Below are 6,383 nucleotides of genomic sequence, written 5' to 3'. Positions count from 1 at the left end.
ACTGTAACAAAATCTAAAATATTGGATGAACTGACCAAGGAGGATAATATGGTGATGGATGCTTTTGATCAAATAGGGCTGGAAATGATGGTTGTGGGAACGATTAATTCCCTGAAAATACTGGGACAATCTGATGAAGACATCTTGGATTTTGTTGTTGAACATTATCACGTAACCCCGGATTATGTGCGGGATCTTCTGAAGGTATGGCCTCATCCTTTTTTGGAAATGTTCAAAGCCCCGGCTCCCTCCGTTCCCGCTGAGCCTTAAATGCGGAAGAGTTCCTGCGGTTAAAGGGACTCATGGCCATAATTACATCCCTGACGCAAGGGCTGTGCCGCAGCTGTAATACGTAACATTAGTCGTCAAAACGGTGAGAACCGGCTTCAGGCATGGGCTCGCCGTTTATTTTTTTTTTGGATCTCGAGGATCTCGGCTGCGGAAAGACAAAGGGACGGGCTTGTTTTGGATTTTTCTCTACAGCAAAACCGCTGAAAAGTCCAAAAATTTGAACTAGATCTAAAAACTCGTACTATTCCTGTGCATTTTTTGGGGGAATATGTTCTAATTAACTTGCCTTTTGATAGCCCTGCGTAAAAGCGGGGTTTTTTTTTGGTCATCTGGGCAGGTGTCGTCAGCTGGCCCGATTCGTCCCCGGTTGTCAGTCCTCCGGCAGGGTGAAGGAAGTCTTTTCCAGATCTGCGATAATGGAAAGATCCGCCGGCAGCCAGTTTACGGACATCAGTTCCTCCCGGGCCAGCCATTTGGCGGCTTCATGCTCCAGCAGGGTGACAGTGCCGCTGTTGAGCCGTGTGAGATAGCACTCCATGCTGAGATGAAACTCCGGATAGTCGTATTCCACAGTGGTGAAATGCTTAAGCGGGGTAACGTCCGCAGCCAGCTCCTCCCTTATTTCTCTTTTGATGGTGTCCCGGGGATCCTCTCCTGCTTCGATTTTGCCGCCGGGAAATTCCCAGAAGTCCCGGAATTCTCCGTAGCCTCGCTGGGTGGCGAATATTCTGTTGTTCCTGACAATGATGGCGGCGGCGACTCTTATGGTTTTCATAAGCGGGATTCCTTTTTGCTTGCTGTCTCTGGTTTCCTGCCGGGGAAGGGCATAAGGGGCTTTTCCCGGAGGGATCTTCTGTTCCGGGAGAGATTGTAGCTATTTTCCGGAGGCGCGCAACCCCGGGATCTTCCGGAATGGCGTTCCTTCCGGCAAATTTGCCGGAAAAACCTTGAGTCCCGGGCGGGATAGCGGTAAAAGAACAGATGATGGCAGAAGTCATTAAACAGCAGAGTTGAGTTCCGGACATGTCAGGATACCCGCAGGTAATTCCGGAGATGTCTTCGGGACGAGGAGGGAAAAATTATGAAGCAGTTCCGGGATCCCAGGCTTAACCGAATGGCCGGTTATGCGATTATGTTCAGCGGTTTCGGCGTACTGGCTTTCGCTTCCGCGCATCCCGGAGAGAACGGCGCCGTGACCTTGTTTCACATTTTACTGTTTATTATTTCCGGAGCCCTGTTAGTATTTTCGGGAATCTGGATGTTTAAAACGGTGCGCTGTCCGCACTGCAAGCGTCTTTTGCATCTCAAGCTCTATAACATCGATGTCTGCCCCTGGTGCCATTATCCCACGGATCCCGATAATCCCGTTTATGACCTGGATCAGCGCGGCAGGAATCCCTGAGACTATGATAATCGCAGGGATTAGCAGGGTTTAGATGCTTAAGCCTCCGTCATCTTTTCAGAAAATCATTTTTTACGAATCATTTTTTCGAGTTATTGGCAAGGGCAGCTCCATATGAAACAGTTCAGAGATCCCCGGCATAATCGCATCGCCGGCTACATCATGACCGCCGGCGGTCTTCTCCTGATGATGTGGGGCACCCACTATCCCACGGCCGAGGATCCCTATAACGGCAAGAACTGGTTTTTGATAGTCCTTTCGGCGGCAGCGCTTATCTGGTCGGTGATCTGGATGGTAAAGACCGTGCGATGCCCCCATTGCCATCAGATTCTGAACCTGAAGATTTCCAATATCGATATCTGTCCCGGCTGCGGGAATCCGGTGGATCCGGACTATCCTGCAGATAATGTTAAAAAGCCCGGCTGAGAGGGCTTATAGTGCAGTTATCCTGCCGTGTCTCCCGTTTCAGAATAAGGCGCGGTTTTTTTCGGATGCGCGGGGTACAATAGCCGGAAGACGGAAAGCGGGAGATCTTATGGGGTTTTGGAGTTTTTGGAGCAGGATTTTCGGGAGCGGGGCGGCCCCGGCTCCGGAAGAGCGCCATCCCGGAGTCTCCGAGCTCAATCAGGCGATTTCGGAGGCCTTGGAACAAAGTCTCGGGGAACAGACCATTACCGGTGAAATCACCAGCCTTAAAAAGAAGCCCGGCATCTGGTATCTCACTCTTTCCGATGACGGCGGCATGATTTCCTGCGTGGTGCCCCGGCGGGTGTTCGCCGCTCTGGAGCCGCCCCGGAAATCCCGCTTTCCGGACTCCGGGCTTCCCGGAGCCTCCGACTCTGAAAGCGGGGACGAGGACGGCGAGACGGCCGGAGCGGATAATTCCGCTGCGGCGGAGATCCCGCCGGAGATCGCCGTGGGCTCGCAGGTTCTGGTTACCGGCCGGGTGCGCTACTACGGCCCCGGGGGATCTCTGCAGCTGGAGCTCTCGGAGATCAGGGCCGAGGGGCCGGGGGAACGTCATCTCCGCTTTCTGGAGCTTAAGGAACGGCTCCGGGAGCAGGGGTACTTTGACGAGACTGCCAAAAGACCGCTTCCGGAGCATCTTGAAAACGTGGGCATTGCCACGGCCGCGGACGGAGCCGTGATTCATGATATTGAGGCTACCGTAAAAAACAGCGGCATCCCCTTCGCCCTGAGGCTTTACCCCACCCAGGTGCAGGGCCGGGGCGCCAGAGACGCCATTGTCAGAAGTCTGGATTACATAAACCGCGAGGGCATTTGCGATGTTATTATCCTGGCCCGGGGCGGCGGCAGTCTGGAATCTCTGGCAGTGTTCAGCAGCGAAGAGGTGGTGAAGGCGGTGTTTGCCTCGGGAATCCCGGTGATTGCCGCCATCGGCCATGAGATCAATAGTTCCCTAGCCGATGAGGCAGCGGACTATTCCGTGGCCACGCCTACCGCCGCCGCCGAGCTTCTTATTCGAGAGGTTCGGGAAAGAGAGACCAGAGAAGAGAGAAAGGCCCGGAGATGGCTGTACGCAAGGATTATTCTCGCCGCCGCCGGCATTATTGCGGTACTGGCACTGTTTTGGTTTTTAAGATCCCGGTAACATTTTTGCCGGATATCCTGTAACCCCTTTTGTTTAGCAACGTTTTCTGAACAGCTAATACAACAGAAGAAGGAATAACATCATGACTGCTAACATCAACCAGCTTAACCATAACAACATCATTCAGGAACCTGAAGTTCAGGATGTCAATCAGGAAATCAGACCGGAAGCCGGCAATAACCCGTCCCCGGAAGTCCTCAAGGCCAATGAAGAAACCAGAGAGCTTCTCAGAGACATTTTGGCCGGTTACAGCCAGATCCCCGACCCTTCCGATGAGGTAGTGGCTGCCAAGACCTCTATTCAGGAACGTCTTGCCGCTATGAATGACGGGGTGGTAACCCTTTCTGATGCAGAGCTTGACGGCCTTTTGAATGTTAAGAGGTACACAAACAAGGACGGTCAGGATCCGCTCCCCGCTGCTCTCGCCCATATCGATGAGTGCCAGGATTATGATTCGGTGAAGGAGCAGGTGAGCAAGGCTCAGGATGATCTGATTAAGGCTTATAATGACAAGACCATTGATGATGCGGAACTGGCCAAGGGCTTTGGCGCCATCAAAGATAAGGGCGATTTTGTTAATGGCCGCATTGAAGAGAACGCCATAAAGCAGGCTATCGGCAAGTTTGACATGGAAAAAACTGATGCTCCGGATTTTGTGACCAATCTGGAATCATTGAGAACCCTGATCGCCGATGCCAAATTTATCGATTTTCATACCAAGAGCGATCTCATAGACGGGCTTAATGATGTTCTTAAGGCCTGCGCGAAGGAAGGGCAGCCCAGCGAAAGCACGCGTAAATTCCTGAGAAAGAGGGAGGAGATGCGCGCCGAGCAGCAGAAGCTTATGGACGCTCTGATCAATAAAAAGAATGAAGAGAAACCCGTCAACCAGCCTGAGATAAAGGTTAATGAGATCAAGGTCGAGGATGAGATTCAGGATCGTAATGAGATCAATGTCGGGAACGAGATAAAGAACGACCAGCAGATCAAGGTGGGGAACGAGGTAAAGAACGACCAGGAGATCAAGGTCGGGAACGAGGTAAAGAACGACCAGAAGAACAATGTTGTGAACGAGGTAAAGGACAACAATGAACCGAAGGCCGAGAACAATGGTCAAAACAACCAGGTTCCCGAGCAGCAGGAAAAGAAGGACGGTGATGCCCTGAAGGGGACTATGTTCGAGGGCGCTCAAATAATAGGTAATAACGAAGTCAAGTAAGCAACAGGCAATGCGGGCAGGATCTGTTCCCGGCCCGGACAGACTAAAGCTCAGTAACCAAAAACTCCGGAAGATGCCGGAGTTTTTTATCTCCTCGGAAGCGGCGGTATCCGGCGGCTGGCCAATGCCCGTCCTGTAAGGGACTCCTGACCGCTGTTCCTGTCGTTCGCTCCTCTTAGGCGGCAGCCGTCTGAAAAGGCGTTCTCCCTGCCAGCCCCGCCTCTCTGTCTCCTCGTTTCTTTGGCTTTTTGCGCTCGCAGGGCGTCCGGCGCCTCTCTTCATTAGATGTCTGTGGTTTTTGGTCATTGTTTTGTGACAGTCTGAGACACTTTTAGCGGTGTTTTGGGGGTATTTAATGACTTAGGCATTCCCGTTCTGTACTATTGAGGATATCAGCTGGGAATTCAGCGAGTGATGAGGATGCGCTATGAAATATGTGAAATTCGGTAACACCGGCATGGATGTTTCCAGAATCTGTCTCGGCATGATGAGTTTTGGTCTTTCTGGGACGGAGAACGGCGTTTTTCCTTGGGCAAAACATGCCGATTTTGCAGTATGCCGATGAAATCAGAACCCCGGTTCTCGTTATTCACGGCGAAAAAGCCCACATCCGCTACTTCGGCGAGGATGCGTTCAGGAAGCTCAAAGGAGACAACAAGGAGCTCCTGATTATCAACATAAAATGCCCCAAAATTGGTACTAACAGGACGAGATCAAGGCCCTCTGTGGGAGCCTACTCGCCCATTTTTGGAGATGCGTCAGATTTGGATTTCGGGCCTGGTTTTTGCCTGAGCTCTCCATTTTTCTTAAACTCTCCCCTATGAGTCCCCTGTGGTACACCAGGCTTCTTTCTAGGGGAGCCATCTTTGTTAAAGTCCCCTCTTTTGGTTCCCGGTTTTACACCTCTTTTCTTAGGTTCTGATTTATTACCAAGTGTTTCCTGACTGATTTCCGGTTGTGAAACAGAATCAATTTTGTTAGCTGCATCCTGATTATCAGATTTTACAATATCTGATTCACTGTTAGTATCAGTTTTTTGTTCCTGTTTCGAATATTTTGCATTTGCTGTTTTTTTACCAGGCTTTACACCAGTTTTGCGATGTCTTGGTGTTGGAAGACGTCCTGCAATTCTATTATTCTCTTCTTTGATACATTCATCAATTAAAGATTCATCACAGTCAAAAAAATTAAAGAAATTAAGCTGACGTTCGTTTTCCGTATGAGAGTGGGTGTATACGTCATTAATTTTAATTGCTGAAATTAAATTCAGTTCTCTTATAATATCACTTGTGTTTCTGGAAATACCTCTGGCATAACATTGAAATTGGTAACGAATAATTGTGGCAATAAATCCTAAAGCGAACTTGGCATAAAGACTGGTTGTATAATGAATGCGAACTTGACCATATCCCAGTTCTGTTTTTATTATTTTGTACTGAATTTCAGATGATGTGCGCGAAGTATACAAATCTGCAATTTGCTTAGGCTCAAGTTTCTCAGAAGATAAAATATTATACAATCCTTTTTCATTTATATCATTTTGAAGATTTTTTTTGATGATTTCCGGTTCATACACTGATTCTTTGACATGTCTGAGATAAACATACTTTTTCATAGACACGCTAACTTTTGGCAATTCTGGAGGAACTGGCTCATCTTCCTTCTTTTCTTTCGCAGCGGCGAGACGTTCATTGTACTTCTTCAGGTTTTCAGCATAGTTCGTCAAAGCTTCATGCAGTCTTTGCAATTCCTTGTTAACATGTCCGATCAGCGCGGTTATTCTATCGCCGGCGTTTTTATAGTCATAAAACAGGGTAAGATAATCCTGATGAACAAAATCCTTAAAAATTTGAAAAGGC

At 49.3% G+C, this 6,383-nt stretch carries 8 protein-coding genes; 6 read left to right on the top strand and 2 right to left on the bottom strand.

Features of this window, described 5'->3' with window-relative positions:
* Positions 1-270 (top strand): hypothetical protein (locus ACJROR_RS01970; protein WP_406545634.1); only part of this gene is annotated, 270 nt, incomplete at its 5' end.
* Between the two features lie 391 nt (positions 271-661).
* Here ACJROR_RS01970 and ACJROR_RS01965 read toward each other — a convergent pair.
* Positions 662-1,066, bottom strand: a complete 405-nt coding sequence (locus ACJROR_RS01965; protein ID WP_406545633.1) for a (deoxy)nucleoside triphosphate pyrophosphohydrolase — start codon at positions 1,064-1,066, stop codon at positions 662-664.
* Between the two features lie 306 nt (positions 1,067-1,372).
* Here ACJROR_RS01965 and ACJROR_RS01960 point away from each other — a divergent pair, with 306 nt between their 5' ends.
* The 5 genes from ACJROR_RS01960 to ACJROR_RS01940 all read left to right on the top strand — a co-directional run bounded on the left by ACJROR_RS01960 (position 1,373) and on the right by ACJROR_RS01940 (position 5,089).
* Positions 1,373-1,693, top strand: coding sequence for a DUF2614 family zinc ribbon-containing protein (locus tag ACJROR_RS01960; protein ID WP_406545632.1), 321 nt, complete (start codon positions 1,373-1,375; stop codon positions 1,691-1,693).
* 114 nt (positions 1,694-1,807) lie between these two features.
* On the top strand, positions 1,808-2,119 hold the full coding sequence (locus ACJROR_RS01955) for a hypothetical protein (protein ID WP_406545631.1): 312 nt from the start codon (positions 1,808-1,810) through the stop codon (positions 2,117-2,119).
* 109 nt (positions 2,120-2,228) lie between these two features.
* The gene (gene xseA / locus ACJROR_RS01950) at positions 2,229-3,305 is read left to right on the top strand and encodes an exodeoxyribonuclease VII large subunit (protein WP_406545630.1); all 1,077 of its coding nucleotides are present in this window, start codon (positions 2,229-2,231) and stop codon (positions 3,303-3,305) included.
* 82 nt (positions 3,306-3,387) lie between these two features.
* Positions 3,388-4,524: a hypothetical protein gene (locus ACJROR_RS01945; protein ID WP_406545629.1), complete on the top strand. Its 1,137-nt coding sequence runs from the start codon at positions 3,388-3,390 to the stop codon at positions 4,522-4,524.
* Positions 4,525-4,951: 427 nt separating this feature from the next.
* Positions 4,952-5,089: a hypothetical protein gene (locus ACJROR_RS01940; RefSeq protein ID WP_406545628.1), complete on the top strand. Its 138-nt coding sequence runs from the start codon at positions 4,952-4,954 to the stop codon at positions 5,087-5,089.
* A 168-nt stretch (positions 5,090-5,257) separates the two neighbouring features.
* Here ACJROR_RS01940 and ACJROR_RS01935 read toward each other — a convergent pair.
* The coding region (locus tag ACJROR_RS01935) for a hypothetical protein (RefSeq protein WP_406545627.1) at positions 5,258-6,383 on the bottom strand (1,126 nt) is incomplete at its 5' end.

The sequence above is a fragment of the Succinimonas sp. genome, assembly GCF_045225735.1.
Lineage (GTDB): Bacteria > Pseudomonadota > Gammaproteobacteria > Enterobacterales > Succinivibrionaceae > Succinimonas.
The sequence above is the reverse complement of the archived record's forward strand: the minus strand, read 5'-3'. Positions and strand labels throughout refer to the sequence as shown.

What these genes read in the sequence shown, in the direction of transcription:
- ACJROR_RS01965 (WP_406545633.1), bottom strand. Translation starts at nt 1,066, where the DNA reads ATGAAAACCATAAGAGTCGCCGCCGCCATCATTGTCAGGAACAACAGA.
- ACJROR_RS01960 (WP_406545632.1), top strand. Translation starts at nt 1,373, where the DNA reads ATGAAGCAGTTCCGGGATCCCAGGCTTAACCGAATGGCCGGTTATGCG.
- ACJROR_RS01955 (WP_406545631.1), top strand. Translation starts at nt 1,808, where the DNA reads ATGAAACAGTTCAGAGATCCCCGGCATAATCGCATCGCCGGCTACATC.
- xseA (WP_406545630.1), top strand. Translation starts at nt 2,229, where the DNA reads ATGGGGTTTTGGAGTTTTTGGAGCAGGATTTTCGGGAGCGGGGCGGCC.
- ACJROR_RS01945 (WP_406545629.1), top strand. Translation starts at nt 3,388, where the DNA reads ATGACTGCTAACATCAACCAGCTTAACCATAACAACATCATTCAGGAA.
- ACJROR_RS01940 (WP_406545628.1), top strand. Translation starts at nt 4,952, where the DNA reads ATGAAATATGTGAAATTCGGTAACACCGGCATGGATGTTTCCAGAATC.